19 protein-coding genes and 1 other annotated feature are annotated in these 15,967 nt (G+C 40.1%); all 19 genes read left to right on the forward strand.

What is annotated here, in order from left to right; all coding sequences use genetic code 11:
- The first annotated feature begins 15 nt into the window (after nt 1-15).
- Nucleotides 16-1,239, forward strand: coding sequence for an ATP-dependent Clp protease ATP-binding subunit ClpX (gene clpX / locus ACVRWY_RS04975; RefSeq protein ID WP_354368541.1), 1,224 nt, complete (start codon nt 16-18; stop codon nt 1,237-1,239).
- A gap of 8 nt (nt 1,240-1,247) precedes the next feature.
- Nucleotides 1,248-1,844, forward strand: a complete 597-nt coding sequence (yihA, locus tag ACVRWY_RS04980) for a ribosome biogenesis GTP-binding protein YihA/YsxC (protein ID WP_354368543.1) — start codon at nt 1,248-1,250, stop codon at nt 1,842-1,844.
- 147 nt (nt 1,845-1,991) lie between these two features.
- Complete coding sequence (locus ACVRWY_RS04985; RefSeq protein ID WP_354368545.1) at nt 1,992-3,368, forward strand: amino acid permease; 1,377 nt, start codon at nt 1,992-1,994, stop codon at nt 3,366-3,368.
- An 8-nt stretch (nt 3,369-3,376) separates the two neighbouring features.
- A complete protein-coding gene (mmuM, locus tag ACVRWY_RS04990) occupies nt 3,377-4,324 on the forward strand; it encodes a homocysteine S-methyltransferase (protein WP_354368547.1) in 948 nt (315 codons plus the stop codon).
- A 77-nt stretch (nt 4,325-4,401) separates the two neighbouring features.
- Nucleotides 4,402-4,533 (forward strand) — a sequence feature (ribosomal protein L10 leader region).
- Between the two features lie 35 nt (nt 4,534-4,568).
- Nucleotides 4,569-5,072 carry a 50S ribosomal protein L10 gene (gene rplJ, locus ACVRWY_RS04995; RefSeq protein WP_354368549.1) on the forward strand — a complete coding sequence of 168 codons (504 nt, stop codon included), beginning with the start codon at nt 4,569-4,571 and terminating at the stop codon, nt 5,070-5,072.
- 67 nt (nt 5,073-5,139) lie between these two features.
- Nucleotides 5,140-5,508 carry a 50S ribosomal protein L7/L12 gene (gene rplL, locus ACVRWY_RS05000; RefSeq protein WP_354368551.1) on the forward strand — a complete coding sequence of 123 codons (369 nt, stop codon included), beginning with the start codon at nt 5,140-5,142 and terminating at the stop codon, nt 5,506-5,508.
- A 199-nt stretch (nt 5,509-5,707) separates the two neighbouring features.
- Nucleotides 5,708-5,881 carry a hypothetical protein gene (locus tag ACVRWY_RS05005; protein ID WP_032514088.1) on the forward strand — a complete coding sequence of 58 codons (174 nt, stop codon included), beginning with the start codon at nt 5,708-5,710 and terminating at the stop codon, nt 5,879-5,881.
- A complete protein-coding gene (locus ACVRWY_RS05010) occupies nt 5,878-6,696 on the forward strand; it encodes a replication initiator protein A (protein WP_354368553.1) in 819 nt (272 codons plus the stop codon). The genes ACVRWY_RS05005 and ACVRWY_RS05010 overlap by 4 nt, the downstream gene beginning before the upstream one ends.
- Nucleotides 6,697-6,844: 148 nt before the next feature.
- A complete protein-coding gene (gene dcm / locus ACVRWY_RS05015; RefSeq protein WP_354368555.1) occupies nt 6,845-8,200 on the forward strand; it encodes a DNA (cytosine-5-)-methyltransferase in 1,356 nt (451 codons plus the stop codon).
- Nucleotides 8,184-8,612 carry a hypothetical protein gene (locus ACVRWY_RS05020; protein ID WP_044667138.1) on the forward strand — a complete coding sequence of 143 codons (429 nt, stop codon included), beginning with the start codon at nt 8,184-8,186 and terminating at the stop codon, nt 8,610-8,612. The genes dcm and ACVRWY_RS05020 overlap by 17 nt, the downstream gene beginning before the upstream one ends.
- Before the next feature lie 10 nt (nt 8,613-8,622).
- Nucleotides 8,623-9,006 (forward strand): thioredoxin domain-containing protein, encoded by a 384-nt coding sequence (locus ACVRWY_RS05025; RefSeq protein WP_354368557.1) that lies wholly within the window; start codon nt 8,623-8,625, stop codon nt 9,004-9,006.
- A gap of 8 nt (nt 9,007-9,014) precedes the next feature.
- The gene (locus tag ACVRWY_RS05030; RefSeq protein ID WP_001005705.1) at nt 9,015-9,248 is read left to right on the forward strand and encodes a hypothetical protein; all 234 of its coding nucleotides are present in this window, start codon (nt 9,015-9,017) and stop codon (nt 9,246-9,248) included.
- A 2-nt stretch (nt 9,249-9,250) separates the two neighbouring features.
- Nucleotides 9,251-9,835: a CPBP family intramembrane glutamic endopeptidase gene (locus ACVRWY_RS05035; RefSeq protein ID WP_354368559.1), complete on the forward strand. Its 585-nt coding sequence runs from the start codon at nt 9,251-9,253 to the stop codon at nt 9,833-9,835.
- A gap of 77 nt (nt 9,836-9,912) precedes the next feature.
- Nucleotides 9,913-10,401, forward strand: coding sequence for a hypothetical protein (locus tag ACVRWY_RS05040; RefSeq protein ID WP_002936460.1), 489 nt, complete (start codon nt 9,913-9,915; stop codon nt 10,399-10,401).
- Complete coding sequence (locus ACVRWY_RS05045) at nt 10,401-12,218, forward strand: VirD4-like conjugal transfer protein, CD1115 family (protein WP_354368562.1); 1,818 nt, start codon at nt 10,401-10,403, stop codon at nt 12,216-12,218. Before ACVRWY_RS05040 ends, ACVRWY_RS05045 begins: the two co-directional genes overlap by 1 nt.
- Before the next feature lie 17 nt (nt 12,219-12,235).
- Nucleotides 12,236-12,478 (forward strand): hypothetical protein, encoded by a 243-nt coding sequence (locus ACVRWY_RS05050; protein ID WP_001072182.1) that lies wholly within the window; start codon nt 12,236-12,238, stop codon nt 12,476-12,478.
- Nucleotides 12,479-12,496: 18 nt separating this feature from the next.
- Nucleotides 12,497-13,351: a VirB6/TrbL-like conjugal transfer protein, CD1112 family gene (locus tag ACVRWY_RS05055; RefSeq protein WP_354368565.1), complete on the forward strand. Its 855-nt coding sequence runs from the start codon at nt 12,497-12,499 to the stop codon at nt 13,349-13,351.
- A gap of 61 nt (nt 13,352-13,412) precedes the next feature.
- Nucleotides 13,413-13,766 (forward strand): PrgI family protein, encoded by a 354-nt coding sequence (locus tag ACVRWY_RS05060; RefSeq protein ID WP_014636950.1) that lies wholly within the window; start codon nt 13,413-13,415, stop codon nt 13,764-13,766.
- Nucleotides 13,723-15,967, forward strand: a 2,245-nt coding sequence (locus tag ACVRWY_RS05065) for a VirB4-like conjugal transfer ATPase, CD1110 family (protein ID WP_447455782.1), incomplete at its 3' end; no start/stop codon positions are given. The genes ACVRWY_RS05060 and ACVRWY_RS05065, both read left to right, overlap by 44 nt.

Consider the following 15,967-nt stretch of genomic DNA (forward strand, 5'->3'; position numbering starts at 1 on the left):
AGTTTAGAGGATATCATGACAAATACAACAGATCTTATGTTTCATTGCTCTTTTTGTGGTAAAAGTCAAGAAGAAGTAAAGAAAATCATTGCGGCTAATAATGTTTTTATTTGTAACGAGTGTGTTGAGTTATCGCAAGAAATTATTAGAGAAGAGCTAGCAGAAGATGTCTTGGCTGACTTAGCTGAGACACCTAAGCCAAAAGAATTACTCGATATCTTAAATCAATATGTGGTTGGTCAAGAGCGTGCCAAACGTGCCTTAGCTGTTGCAGTTTATAATCATTACAAACGAGTGAACTTTAAAGAAAATGCCGATGAGACTGATGTTGATTTGCAGAAGTCTAATATTTTGATGATTGGTCCGACAGGATCAGGTAAAACTTTTTTAGCTCAAACCTTAGCTAAAAGTTTGAATGTCCCATTTGCAATTGCTGATGCAACTGCTTTAACAGAGGCAGGTTATGTTGGTGAAGATGTTGAAAATATCTTGTTAAAACTTATTCAAGCAGCTGACTTTAATATTGAACGTGCAGAGCGTGGCATTATTTACGTCGATGAAATTGATAAAATTGCTAAAAAAGGGGAAAATGTTTCAATTACTCGTGACGTATCAGGTGAAGGCGTCCAACAAGCTCTTTTGAAAATTATAGAGGGAACAGTTGCTAGTGTCCCTCCTCAGGGAGGAAGAAAACATCCTCAACAAGAAATGATTCAAATTGATACAAAAAATATTTTATTTATCGTTGGTGGTGCTTTTGATGGTATAGAAGAAATCGTTAAACAACGCTTAGGTGAAAAAGTTATCGGATTTGGTCAAAATAACCGTAAAATTGATGAAGATGGTTCTTATATGCAAGAAATTATCTCTGAGGATATTCAAAAATTCGGACTAATTCCTGAATTTATCGGTCGTTTACCTGTATTTGCTGCCTTAGAGCAACTGACAGTGGATGATCTTGTAATGATTTTAACAGAGCCTAAAAATGCTTTAGTCAAACAATATAAAACACTCTTATCCTATGATGGAGTAGAATTAGAATTTGACGAGGATGCCCTTCAAGCCATCGCGGCCAAAGCTATTGAACGTAAAACAGGTGCTAGAGGACTTCGTTCCATTATCGAAGAGACTATGCTTGATGTCATGTTTGAAGTCCCTAGTCAAGAGGATGTTCAGGCTGTTCGTATCACTAAAGCTGCAGTTGAGGGCACTGATAAACCAATTTTAGAAACAGCTTAGGAGGTCTTATGTCAGAAGAAGTTTTAAATACGCATAATGCTTCCATTCTTTTGAGTGCAGCCTCAAAGGCACATTACCCACAGGATGACTTACCTGAAGTAGCACTTGCAGGTCGTTCAAATGTAGGCAAGTCTAGTTTTATTAATACACTTTTGGGGCGTAAAAATCTTGCTCGCACTTCTAGTAAACCAGGTAAGACACAATTGTTGAATTTTTATGACATTGATGGGAAGTTGCGTTTTGTTGATGTTCCTGGTTATGGGTATGCTAAAGTCTCAAAGGCTGAGCGTGCTAAGTGGGGGAAAATGATTGAGGAGTATTTGACTAGTCGTGATAACCTGCGGGCTGTTGTGAGTTTGGTTGATTTACGTCACGATCCATCGGCAGATGATGTTCAGATGTATGAATTTCTGAAATATTATGAAATTCCTGTCATTGTGGTCGCTACTAAAGCTGATAAGGTTCCTCGAGGAAAGTGGAACAAACATGAGTCGGCTATCAAGAAAAAATTGAACTTTGATTCATCAGATGCCTTTATCATCTTCTCGTCTGTTAACAAAGAAGGCTTAGATCGATCATGGGATATAATTTTAGAACATTTATGATATAAAAACAGAGCTTAACCAGGTGTGATATCGTGTTAAGCTCTATTTGTTATAGTTGAAAACTATGTTAAGCTCTATAAAATCCGTATAACATCTTTTTAAGAATTCATGTTATGATAGTTTCAATATTTTATTGTGGAGGATTTCATGGATAATCATAATTTTGAAAATGAAGGTCAGTTTCAGCGAAAAATGACCAGTCGTCATCTCTTTATGCTATCACTGGGAGGTGTTATTGGAACAGGTCTCTTTTTGAGCTCAGGTTATACTATTGCCCAAGCAGGTCCTTTTGGAGCGATTTTATCCTATTTAGTCGGAGCGATTGTTGTTTATTTGGTGATGCTGTCTCTAGGGGAATTGGCAGTAGCGATGCCAGTGACTGGATCCTTTCATACTTATGCGACAAAATTTATTAGTCCAGGAACAGGATTTACAGTGGCTTGGCTTTATTGGATTTGTTGGACAGTAGCACTAGGGACCGAGTTTTTAGGGGCTGGTATGTTAATGGGAAGGTGGTTCCCAGATGTCCCAGCTTGGATATTTGCTGCCATTTTTGCTGCTATTATTTTTGCGATTAATGCTTTGTCAGTACGTTCTTTTGCTGAGGCAGAGTTTTATTTTTCAAGCATTAAGGTGATTACAATCATCTTATTCATTATTTTAGGGTTATTAGCTATTTTTGGAGTGATTCCGTTTGAAGGAGCAAGCAGTGCGCCACTCTTTCATAACTTAACTAAAGAGGGACTTTTTCCAAATGGGACGATTGCAGTGGTTTCTGTTATGCTGTCTGTTAACTATGCTTTTTCAGGAACAGAATTGATTGGTATTGCAGCAGGAGAAACGGAAAACCCTGTAGAGACTGTTCCTAAGGCTATCAAGACAACTATCGGACGCTTAGTTATCTTTTTTGTCTTGACCATCATTGTGTTAGCGTCACTTTTACCAATGAAAGAAGCGGGAGTGACTGATGCCCCTTTTGTAACGGTATTTGATAAAATGGGAATTCCGTTTGCAGCGGATTTGATGAACTTTGTCATTTTGACAGCTATTTTGTCAGCGGGGAACTCAGGTCTATATGCGTCAAGTCGTATGCTTTGGTCTTTAGCCAATGAGGGAATGTTATCACAAAAAGTTGTTAAAATTAATGATCATGGCGTTCCGATGCGCGCTCTTCTCTTATCTATGGTAGGAGCGGTATTAGCGCTTTTTGCTAGTGTTTATACAGCAGACACTGTTTTCCTCGCTCTAGTCTCGATTGCAGGATTTGCTGTAGTGGCTGTTTGGCTATCCATTCCACTTGCACAGATTAATTTCAGAAAAGCATGGTTAAAGGAGCATAGTGAGGAAGAATTACACTATAAAACACCTTTTAACCCTATTTTACCGTATGTAACCATCACATTATTAGTCATTTCAATTATTGGAATTGCCTGGGATGCTTCCCAACGAGCAGGATTGTATTTTGGGATTCCGTTTATCATAGTGTGCTACCTTTACCACTATTGGCGTTTTAAAAAATTCTAGGAGGAGATATGGGACGTTTTAAAGACCTGTTAGAACAGCAGGAGTACATCATCTTACACGGTGCTTTAGGAACAGAATTGGAATTTCGAGGACATGATGTGTCAGGCAAACTCTGGTCTGCTAAATACTTATTAAGCAATCCCCAGCTGATTAAAGATATTCATAAGGACTATATCCGAGCAGGAGCAGATGTTATAACAACATCAACTTATCAAGCAACTTTTGAAGGCTTGGCTGAGACAGGATTATCTTCTCAAGAAGCTGAAGAGTTGATTCGTTTGACGGTTATATTAGCTAAAGAAGCACGGGATGAGGTGTGGGGAGAGCTTTCTGATGAGGAAAAAGAGGGGCGTTATTACCCACTGATTTCTGGAGATGTAGGTCCCTATGCCGCTTATTTAGCCGATGGTTCTGAATACAGTGGAAACTATGGTGGTATCACCCTTGATGAACTAAAAGATTTTCATCGCCAGCGTATTCATCTGCTATTGGATGAGGGAGTTGACCTTTTAGCTTTAGAAACCATTCCAAATTATCTAGAAGCGCAAGCACTCAGTCAGCTTCTACGTGAGGAGTTTCCAGATGTTGAGGTTTATATCAGTTTTACTTCTCAAGATGGGAAGGTCATTTCAGATGGCACCCCTATCGATAAAATTGCAGAGCTAATCAATAAGACACCACAAATCTTAGCAGTAGGACTCAACTGCTCAGCTCCAGTAATTTACGATGATTTTCTTAAAGAACTGAGAAAGAAAACAAACAAAGCTTTTGTAACCTATCCAAACTCAGGTGAGGTTTATGATGGTAATACACAGAGCTGGCAGGACACCGCTGATACAAGTCGCACACTTCTGGACGATACGATCCGCTGGCATCAGTTAGGTGCTAAAGTAGTTGGAGGCTGCTGTCGTACAAGACCAGAAGATATTAAAACCTTAGCAGAATTTCTAAAATAGAGGCAATAGCCTTTATTTTTTTGTAAAATTAATAAAAAGTGTTGACAAGAGTATCTAGACGTGATATCATATAGAAGGTTTTGAAATAAAACTGACCTAAGACAGCAGGGGAGCGTGCTCATAATAATCCTGCCGAGGCACAAAACGTCATTAAAAAGAACGTATTGTACTTTCGTGTCTAGGTTTGGATGCGTTTTTTTATTGAAACAATCCAGCCCAAAATAATTACGGAGGTAAAACACTAATGAGTCAAGCAAGTATTGCTAAAAAAGCTGAATTGGTTGAAATTTATGCTGAAAAAATGAAAGCAGCTGCATCTATCGTTGTTGTAGATTCACGTGGTTTGACAGTAGAGCAAGATACTGTTCTTCGTCGTAATCTTCGTGAAAACGATGTTGAGTTTAAAGTTGTTAAAAACTCAATTTTACGTCGTGCTGCTGAAAAAGCTGGTCTTGAAAGCCTTTCTGAGATTTTCGTTGGACCAACTGCTATCGCATTTTCAAATGAAGATGTTATTGCACCAGCTAAAGTTATCAACGACTTTACAAAAGAAGCTGAAGCACTTGAAATCAAAGGTGGTGCTATCGAAGGCGCTGTTTCTTCAAAAGAAGAAATCGTTGCTCTTGCGACATTACCAAACAGAGAAGGACTTCTTTCAATGCTCCTATCTGTACTTCAAGCGCCAGTTCGCAATGTTGCTCTTGCAGTCAAAGCGGTTGCAGACAACAAAGAAGAAGACGCTGCTTAATAGCGCCTTTAGTAGCTTAATGCTACAACCTATTTAATATTAAAAACAAAATTTGGAGGAAATCACAATGGCATTGAACATTGAAAACATTATTGCTGAAATTAAAGAAGCTTCAATCCTTGAGCTTAACGATCTTGTAAAAGCTATCGAGGAAGAATTTGGTGTAACTGCGGCTGCTCCTGTAGCGGTTGCTGCAGCTGGTGCTGCTGACGCTGGTGCTGCTAAAGATTCATTCGACGTTGAATTGACATCTGCAGGCGACAAAAAAGTTGGCGTTATCAAAGTTGTTCGTGAAATCACAGGTCTTGGTCTTAAAGAAGCTAAAGCTCTTGTTGATGGTGCACCTGAAGTTATCAAAGAAGGTGTTGCTGCAGCTGAAGCTGAAGACATCAAAGCTAAACTTGAAGAAGCAGGCGCTTCAGTTACTCTTAAATAAGAGTCACATCATAATTAGATTGCGGAATCCCTATTTACCAGTCTTTGAGAGCGATAAGCGATTGATAGAAACTGATAAATTGATTTGGTTTCCTGCCAAAAATCCTGCCAAAATTTCTTTGGCAGGATTTTTGTTTTAATAAATTATCGGGGGGTAGACATTAAATTGTCTACCCCTTTTTTGCGTTTTGGAGGTAATTATGCAAAAGAAGGAACAATCATCACGCCAAATCGTGATGTGTCATCTCGCGTCTATCTTGGGAGTTGATATTGAGAAAGCAACTCAGCTAATTGATGAAATGGAACAAGTAGGTTTAATCCGATTTGATGAATTTGGAAATGTTGGAATATTAGTCTTGGAGGGACAATCATGAAACGTATTACCGCTAATCAGTATCAGACATCAGAGCGATATTATAAACTCCCTAAAGTTTTGTTTGAGAGTGAACGGTATAAGGATATGAAACTGGAGGTTAAGGTAGCCTACGCGGTTTTAAAAGATCGGTTGGAGTTGTCTTTGAGTAAAGGCTGGATTGATGAGGATGGGGCAATTTATTTGATTTATTCCAATTCAAATCTGATGGCACTTTTAGGCTGTTCAAAGTCAAAATTACTCTCTATCAAGAAAACCTTACGTGAATATGGCTTAATTGATGAAGTCCAACAGTCTTCTAGTGAAAAAGGTCGACTGGCAAATAAAATTTACTTGGGGGAATTAGAACATGAACCTACCCCAGTCTCCGATTCAAACGGGGCTAGTGTTAAAAAAACACCAGGGGGGTCTCAAAGAAAGACGGGGCCGGTCTTAAATTCAGCCCCTAGTGAGACTGAAGGAAGTGAGACTAAATATAGTGAAACTGAAGGGAGTGATTTCCTTATTGAGGACGAGGAGGAGATTCAGCTAGTAGATGACAAACAAGAAGAAAACTTTACTCAAAAAGTAGATGCTGTGACCAAGTACGATCGAGACTATATTTGGGGTTTGGTTCATGACCAGTTAAGACAGACAGGTCTATCTCAATCGGCTAGTGACTATGCCATGATTTATTTTAGTGACCGTTATCAGTATGCTTTGGAACATATGCGATTTGCTCGGTCAGCGGAAGTGATAGCTGAATACGTGTTTAATGGAGTGCTGTCAGAGTGGACCAAGCAACTGAGACGACAAGAAGTAAAAGGAGGTGAATAAGATGATTTGGTGGATACTAGGTGGAATCTATCTGATTTCTATCATCATTTTGATTGTTGAAATCATCTGTGCACCAGAAATGGATGATCATATATAGGCAAGAGTTTTACAAGTGTAAGGCTCTTTTTTATTTGGAAAGAGAGGAAGAATGAAATTTTTAGATTTATTTGCTGGGATAGGTGGTTTTAGGCTAGGAATGGAATCACAGGGCCATGATTGTTTGGGCTTTTGTGAAATTGATAAATTCGCTAGAACATCCTACAAAGCCATGTTTAACACAGAAGGAGAAATAGAATATCATGACATTAAAGAGGTCACAGACTATGACTTTAGACAATTTAGAGGGCAAGTGGAGGTTATCTGCGGGGGATTTCCTTGCCAAGCTTTTTCACTCGCAGGCAGACGACTGGGATTTGAAGATACTCGAGGGACTCTCTTTTTTGAGATTGCTCGAGCGGCCAAACAAATCCAACCACGTTTTCTATTTTTGGAAAACGTCAAAGGCCTACTCAATCACGACAAGGGACGGACGTTCGCCACAATCCTCTCCACGCTGGATGAATTGGGGTATGATGTCGAATGGCAGGTGCTTAACAGCAAGGACTTCCAAGTCCCGCAAAACAGAGAACGGGTCTTTATTATCGGACATTCTAGAAGATACCGTTCCAGATTCATATTTCCTCTCAGAAGAGAAGACAGCCCAGCTCATCTTGAAAGGCTAGGAAATATCAATCCCTCTAAACATGGTTTGAATGGTGAAGTCTATCTGACGAGTGGACTTGCTCCTACACTAACAAGAGGTAAAGGAGAGGGGGCAAAAATCGCCATTCCAGTCTTAACACCAGATAGACTAGAAAAACGGCAACATGGTCGTCGACTTAAGGACAATCAAGACCCTATGTTTACTTTGACAAGTCAAGACAGACACGGAGTTGTTGTCGTAGGAAATCTGCCGACTAGCTTTGACCAGACTGGAAGAGTATTTGACATATCTGGCTTGTCACCGACTTTGACCACCATGCAAGGTGGAGACAAGGTGCCAAAGATTTTGCTGAGGGAGGAACTGCCATTTCTGAAAATCAAGGAAGCCACAAAAACAGGCTACGCAAAGGCAACTCTTGGAGACTCTGTCAATCTGGCTTATCCAGACTCAACCAAACGTAGGGGACGTGTGGGAAAGGGAATATCCAATACTCTAACGACTTCAGACAATATGGGAGTGGTGGTTGCTGCTTTGGAATATCGACAGGATAAGTGGTATGAAGTCACAGGCATTGTCTTAGAGGGGAAACTTTATCGCCTGAGAATCAGACGACTGACACCAAGAGAGTGTTTCAGACTTCAAGGCTTTCCTGACTGGGCTTATGAAAGAGCAGAGGGGGTTTCTAGTAAGAGCCAACTATACAAACAGGCCGGCAATAGTGTAACGGTGACGGTTATTGAAGCCATTGCCAGAGAATTTAGAAGAATGGAAGAGGAAGAAAAACATGAACCTACTACATAAGAAAAGTATCCTAGAGTGTACTGAATTAGAAGAACGTATTCACCAAGTTGAAACCAATCAGTTACTGCAAAAGATACTGTCGCTCCCCAATTTTGATTGTGACTTTGAGGTGACTTTTGAAGATGATTACCACAAAGAGATGAATGATCCCCTATTCTACGAATCCAATCTTCATCGAATTTCGGATTTTATGGAAACTAGGGATATTAAAAATGGTGTAGATACTCTCTTGACGAAAGACAATCACCTGGCCTTTCGTGCCTTTGGTGAAAATTATTCTGCTAGGGGTAAGGATGGCATTTTAACGACTTTAGTGACGGTCAAGTGCTTTGGTGAAGGACGGATGCCCATTGATATGAGTCGCTATTTCTCAACTCCTGAACCAACAGTTGAAAATAGCCTAACCCTATAAGGAGGTGCCTATGCTTGAGGTATATCTAGGAAATAATGCCAATACAAATCAAGATTTACTAACCCTTTTGACGACCTATGGTGTGACTTATCGTTGTATAAAAGCGTGTGATGTAAACCGTGAAATCTTACTGTCACTCTTTGCCAAAACAATGGATTGTTTTGAGTTGCTGTCGCCACGATTTCTTCGCTTTAAGCGTCAATATTCGATAAGTTTGAATGAGATGATTCAGCTTATTCTACAAAAGCCAGACCAAAACCTTCGTTTGCCTCTCATTGTCTGCCAGAATCATGTCTATCCAGCTATTGGGTTAGATGAAGTGCGAACCTTTCTTCCCAGACAGGTAAAAGAAGAGCTGTTTCAGGCCAGCCTGATGAAACAAGTGACAGGGTAGGTGTGAAGATGAATGAACGATTTTGGGACAATTTAGAAATCATTCTGGCAGAAAAAGACCTCACTTGGGCAGAACTAGCTCGCAAAGTATTCAAAGGTCAATATGTTTATCCAAGTGAGTTTAATCGCCTCTATCAAAAATTACGGCATTACAAATCCAATCGTCTAATGCCACAGACAAGATGGGTTGAGCGAATCGTTCTAGTCTTAGATATTGATTATGAAGATTTATTCAAGAGGTGACAATGATAAGGATAGTGTTGTTTTATCTAGCCATACAGCTTAACGGACTTCTGGTGAGTTTATACTTACAAGAGTATATGACGATTAAGGTCTTAGTCTTGCTACAATTGGTCCTATTAAGTGTGACTTGCTTAGAGATTGCCCGTCATAAAACTGTTCAATTAAAAATTGTGGGCGTACAAAATCGCCTAAGTTGGTTGCTTCTTGGCTTTGTGGCTATGGTTGCTTTTGCAGTCTTCATCAGCTTCCTATTTCCAGGTCAGACTAGGAATCAAGCGGTATTGGTACAAGTAGGAAAACAGGTTCCTCCTATTATCTTTTTATTGTTTCTGGTCAATGCAAGTATCCTTGAAGAGATTGTTTATAGGCAATTGCTGTGGGAAAAATTGACATTCCCTTTTGTACAAATAGGCGTGACCAGTTTTCTCTTTGTTCAATCCCATGGCCCCAATCAGTTAGGGAGTTGGCTCATGTATAGCTGTCTTGGCTTGACCTTGGCTGCTGTTCGATTGAAAACTGATTGTATGACGGCAATCATCTTACATTTACTTTGGAATAGTTTGGCTTATGTCGTAACTTTCTTGTGATACCAAAATCAAGAGTGTTTCCGTATTATGGAAACACCTTATGTTTGAGAGGGAATCGAAAAAAAGAGGAGGTCACCATGTCATCTGAACAACAAGAACGTCAAGCGATGCAATACGTGGAAAGAAGTAGTTTATTGACAGTCAGAACCCTCTTAAAGCTCTTAGAATGGTCGGCTAGGCAAGCCTTAGCTCAAGATTCAGCTTATAAGATTGGGGTTCAAAAACTGGAAGAACTCCTTCAAAGCCCTTACGCAATTGAAGCGATAGATGTTAGTAAAGACATACTGGATAAGCCAATCGATGTGGAGAAATTTAAGGAGTTGATGGAGTCAGAAAAACTGCCAATCGCAATTAGTTGGCAAAAAGATTATCTCTACTTTTATGCCAAGGATAAGACCTTGCTCGATCATCACTTGGATGAATTGTTGAAGAAACTGATGTCTAATCCAGAGAAGCTAGAAGGTTTAACCTTTGATAAAACCTTGGACCAAGAGATAGAACTAGCCAAAGAGAAAATTAGAGTGACAGAACCTTCGGCAGTCAAAACCAAGGAGGTGACCTTGTAATGTATTCCAGGCAAAAAGCATTTGTCTTTGGTCTCTTGGGTCTCGCCTTTGGTTATTTCTGCCATCGTCTAACCCTGCTCTATGATAGTTTAACCAATGCCCCACCTATGGAACGATTTGCCTACCTCTTAGGAGAGGGGTTAAATCAGGTTTTCAATCCTTTATGGCTATTTTCCTTTACTCAAAAATCTCTTCTTGCCTTTATCCTTGGGGTTCTAACGATGACACTAGTCTATCTTTATGTATCGACAGGACAGAAGGTCTATCGAGAAGGGGAAGAATACGGTTCTGCACGATTTGGAACCAATAAGGAAAAGCGGAACTTTTACAGTAAGAATCCTTTTAATGACACGATTTTGGCTCGTGATGTTCGTCTAACCTTATTGGAAAAGAAGAAACCCCAGTTTGACCGAAATAAAAACTTGATTGTCATTGGGGGTTCTGGGGCAGGCAAGACCTTTCGCTTTGTGAAACCCAACCTTATCCAACTTAATTGTTCCAATATTGTCGTAGATCCTAAAGACCATTTGGCTGAGAGGACAGGTAAACTCTTTTTAGAAAACGGTTATCAGGTCAAAGTTTTAGACTTGGTTAATATGACCAATTCAGACGGTTTTAATCCCTTTCGTTATGTAGAAACAGAGAATGATTTGAACCGCATGTTAACGGTCTATTTTAACAATACCCGTGGGTCTGGTTCACGCAGTGATCCATTTTGGGACGAGGCTTCTATGACATTGGTGAGAGCTATTGCCTCTTATTTGGTAGATTTTTACAATCCACCAGGAAGTTCTAAGCAAGAGCAGGAAGCAAGACGTAAGAGTGGCCGTTATCCAGCCTTTTCTGAGATTGGGAAACTCATCAAACTCTTATCAAAGGGAGACAATCAGGACAAAAGTGTTCTTGAAGTCCTGTTTGAAGATTATGCTAAAAAATATGGTCACGAAAACTTTACCATGCGAAACTGGGCGGATTTTCAAAACTATAAGGATAAGACCTTGGATTCGGTCATTGCTGTGACGACCGCTAAGTTCGCCCTTTTTAATATTCAATCGGTGATTGATTTGACGCAAAAAGACACTATGGATTTGAAAACGTGGGGCACTCAAAAGACCATGGTATATCTTGTTATTCCAGACAATGATACGACCTTTCGTTTTCTATCTGCATTATTTTTCTCTACGGTTTTCTCCACTTTGACCAGACAGGCTGATGTGGACTTTAAAGGGCAACTGCCTATTCATGTTAGAAGCTATCTGGATGAGTTTGCGAATGTCGGAGAAATCCCAGACTTTGCTGAACAAACCTCAACAGTTCGTTCTAGGAATATGAGTCTTGTGCCTATTCTCCAAAATATTGCTCAACTCCAAGGACTTTATAAGGAAAAAGAGGCTTGGAAAACTATACTGGGGAACTGTGACAGCCTCCTCTATTTGGGTGGAAATGACGAGGAAACTTTCAAATTTATGAGTGGTCTATTAGGCAAACAAACCATTGATGTCAGAAGTACCAGTCGTTCTTTTGGGCAGACTGGCTCAAGTTCTACCTCTCATCAGAAAATTGCCCGTGACTTGATGACGGCTGATGAAGTAGGGAATATGAAACGAGATGAGTGTCTTGTACGCATTGCAGGGGTTCCTGTTTTTCGAACCAAGAAATATTTTCCACCCAAACATAAGAATTGGAAATGGCTTGCGGATAAGGAAACCGATGAACGGTGGTGGCACTATCATATCAATCCCCTAACCGCTGAGGAAGAGCTAGAATTGTCAGGCCATAAAATAAGGGATTTAAGCACAGAAACGACACTACATTAATAGAAATGAGGAATTATATGAATCAAAAACTAACAGGCTTTGTTTACGGAGTGGACGCCAGCTCCATGTTCTCCCAAGCCATGTCTCTATTACAAAAAGGCTTAATTGCAGTAGGAGCCTTTCTTGTTGTCATGGGCATTATCAACCTTTCAACCAACATTAAAGATGGTGGGCCAGGTGTCCGAAATGCTATTCTAGAAATTGTTGGTGGGGTCATGGTGGGAGCCGCTGGTGCTTTTGTGACTCAGATTACCATTTAGGGGAGGATAGCACATGACATGATAATGAATTTTACGTCACCTTTTGTATTTCTAGCCTCTGAAAAAGTATCTAGCGATAGCCTTTTTGAAGGGTTTCATGTGGATTTAGAATCAACCGCCAACTTGGTTAAGTCACTAGCGGACTTTAATCCGACGGTGTGGTCTTACATGACAGCCATTACCAAGGGGATTATGCAACCCTTGGGAGTAGCTATTCTTGCGGTTGTTCTCGTACTCGAATTTTCAAAAATGGCCAAGAAAATTGCAAACTCAGGTGGTGCAATGACCTTTGAAGCCATGGCACCTATGATTGTCAGCTACATCATGGTCGCGGTCGTGATTACCAATACGACGGTTATTGTGGAAGCCATTATTGCCATTGCCTCTTATGTTATTGAACAAGTGGCAAGTCTTGTCACGAATGGTGGTGCTAATTATGATACCATTTCAGGCATTAAGGGATCTGGAATTGTAGGAAAAATGATTATTGGCTTTTTTGCGATTCTCATTTGGTTGGTACGAATGGCCAGCATCATGGTTGTCAATATCTTGATTACCATTCGCTTTATCCAACTCTATCTGATGATTCCTTTTGCTCCTGTTACCATTCCAACCTTTCTTAGTGATGACTGGAGAAGTGTTGGGATTGGTTACCTTAAAAACATCATGGTCTATGCCATTCAAGGTATTTTGATTTTTCTAATTGTATCTCTTGTTCCCTTGTTTGAATCGGCTGGAAAGATTGCCGTATCAAATGGAGCTGGAGTGATGGAATCACTCGCCATTATGTTTGGTGGCTTGGTACAGGCCATATTGTTAATCATTGCCTTAGTTGGCAGTCAACGAACCGCCCGAAGTATTTTGGGGATGTAGGAGGAAGGGAGTCACTATCTCGCCTCCTCTTTTTATAGCTTACTTAGATTGGAGAACATTTATGAACACTCGTGTCTTTAAGGACATCTCAAAGGTTCAACACAGGGCATGGCTAGGATTTACAACTAGACAGGTTATTTTTGTATTTCCAGCCGTCGCCATAACCATTTTGGTATTGGGCTTGAACCTATTTTACTGGCAATTTGGGGATTGGTTTGTCTATGGTTTTGTTTTTAGCTTTACCATTCCACTCATGTTATTTGGAGTCTATCGCCCCAATGACTTACCATTTGAAACCTATCTCAGGTACCGATTTCATTATGAACTAACAGTGCCAGACCGTACAATAACTGGAAGAAAAGGAGACCAACGTGAAAAAATTAAAACACTCAATGAAACCAAAGACATCTTCTAATGACCAAAAGCAAAAGACGAAAACACAGAAACAGGAGATTAGACCTTCTACCATAAATACGTTAGCTTATCAAGGGCTTTTTCAGAATGGCCTTATGCAGGTCAGTCCAAGTTACTTCTCACAAACCTATCTCTTAGGAGATATTAATTATCAAACAGTTGGCTTAGACGATAAGGGAGCTATTGTTGAGAAATATTCCGATTTAATCAATTCACTGGATGATAAGACCAATTTCCAATTGACTATTTTCAATCAAAAAGTCAATCTGGAAAAATTCCGTAAGAGTATTCTCTATCCCTTACAGGAAGATGGGTTTGATGCTTATCGTGATGAATTGAATCGCATGATGGATGCCAACTTAGAGGCGGGTGAGAACAACTTTTCAGCTGTCAAGTTTCTTTCATTTGGCAAGAGCGACCAAACACCAAAACTAGCTTTTCGTTCTCTGTCACAGATTGGGGAATATTTCAAGAGTGGCTTTTCAGAGATTGATGTATCTCTTGGTCTGCTCGGTGGAGAGGAGCGAGTGAATGTCCTTGCGGATATGTTGCGGGGTGAAAATCATTTACCGTTTTCTTACAAGGATTTGACCCTCTCAGGTCAATCCACCAAACACTTTATTGCCCCAACCTACCTTTCCTTTAAACACAAAAATCATATTGAATTGGACGATCGATTATTACAGATTGTCTATGTTCGTGACTATGGCATGGAGTTAGGGGATAAATTTATTCGAGACTTGATGCAGTCAGATTTGGAAGTGATGATTAGTCTGCATGCTAAAGGCTCTACCAAGTCTGAAACCATGACCAAGCTACGAACCAAGAAGACCTTGATGGAATCGCAAAAGATTGGGGAACAACAAAAGATGGCTCGGACTGGAATCTATTTGGAGAAGGTCGGCCATGTTCTTGAAAACAACATCGATGAAGCAGAAGCTCTTCTTCAAACCATGACCCAGACAGGAGATAAGCTGTTTGACACCGTATTTCTAATTGGAGTGCTTGCGGATACTGAAGACCAACTCAAACAATCTCTTGGTATTATCAAGCAAGTGGCAGGGTCTAATGATATGATTATCGATAACTTGACCTATATGCAAGAAGCTGCTTTTAATAGTCTCTTGCCATTTGGGAAGAACTATCTTGAAGGTGTTTCTCGGTCTCTATTGACTTCAAACATTGCCGTGAATGCACCTTGGACTTCCGTTGATATTCAGGACAAGGGTGGGAAATTTTATGGCATCAATCAAATCTCAAGTAATATCATCAGTATTGACCGTGGCAAGTTAAATACTCCGTCAGGTTTGATTTTAGGGACTTCTGGAGCGGGCAAAGGGATGGCGACAAAACATGAAATCATCTCTACAAAGCTCAAGGAAGCAGATAGTGATACTGAAATTATTATTGTTGATCCAGAAAATGAGTACAGTATAATCGGCCAAGCCTTTGGTGGGGAGAGTATTGATATTGCTCCAGATTCCACTACCTTCTTAAATGTCTTAGATCTATCTGATGAGAATATGGATGAGGATCCGGTTAAGGTTAAGTCCGAATTTCTCTTGTCTTGGATTGGGAAGCTCTTGGATCGCAAAATGGATGGTCGTGAGAAGTCCTTGATTGACCGTGTGACACGCTTGACCTATAAGCATTTTGACACACCGTCCTTGGTCGAATGGGTCTTTGTCTTAGCTCAACAACCTGAACAGGAAGCTAAGGACTTGGCACTGGATATGGAACTCTATGTGGAAGGGTCGCTGGACATATTTTCACATCGGACCAATATTAAAACAGACAGTCATTTCCTGATTTACAATGTCAAAAAGTTAGGCGATGAATTAAAACAGATTGCCCTCATGGTTATCTTTGACCAGATTTGGAATCGTGTGGTGAAAAATCAAAAACTAGGCAAGAAGACCTGGATTTACTTTGATGAAATGCAGCTTCTCTTATTGGACAAGTATGCCTCTGATTTTTTCTTTAAACTCTGGAGTCGTGTCCGTAAGTATGGGGCGATACCGACAGGTATTACTCAGAATGTAGAAACGCTTCTTTTGGATGCTAATGGCAGACGCATTATTGCCAATAGCGAGTTTATGATTCTATTAAAACAGGCTAAGAGCGATCGCGAAGAATTGGTGCATATGCTTGGACTTTCCAAGGAACTGGAGAAATACTTGGTCAATCCTGAAAAAGGGGCAG

This window comes from Streptococcus porcorum, from assembly GCF_053203725.1.